Source organism: Actinoplanes sp. NPDC048791 (assembly GCF_040650095.1).
Lineage (GTDB): Bacteria > Actinomycetota > Actinomycetes > Mycobacteriales > Micromonosporaceae > Actinoplanes.
Genome location: NZ_JBEZGQ010000714.1, coordinates 4,219 through 4,505, shown reverse-complemented (window position 1 = coordinate 4,505; position 287 = coordinate 4,219). Strand labels below are relative to the sequence as shown.

Sequence of the window (287 nt, the reverse complement as noted above, 5' to 3'; positions counted from 1 at the left end):
CACCGCCGCCCGCACCTCACGGACGAGCTCGGCCGTGCCCCGGTCCCCGACGTAGCTCGCGGGACGGGTCGTCGCGGAATGCCCACCGGCGCTGCCGCCCTGAGCCACCACCGCGTCGGCGCCGGCGGCCACGGCAGCTCTCGCCTCGTCCGCGTCGGTCACGGTGATCAGCACTGTCGAACCCGCCCGGCGCAGCGCGTCGACCACGGCCGCGTCCGGGATGCCGAAGGTGAAGCTCACCCACGCCGGTGCGGCGGCCACGGCCAGCTCGACCTTGGCCGCGAAGT

The 287-nt window shown here is 76.0% G+C and carries 1 protein-coding gene; it reads right to left on the bottom strand.

Annotated elements, in window-relative coordinates; all coding sequences use genetic code 11:
* Window positions 1-287: nitronate monooxygenase (locus AB0C29_RS35255; RefSeq protein WP_360829727.1), on the bottom strand; the 287-nt coding region annotated here is incomplete at both ends.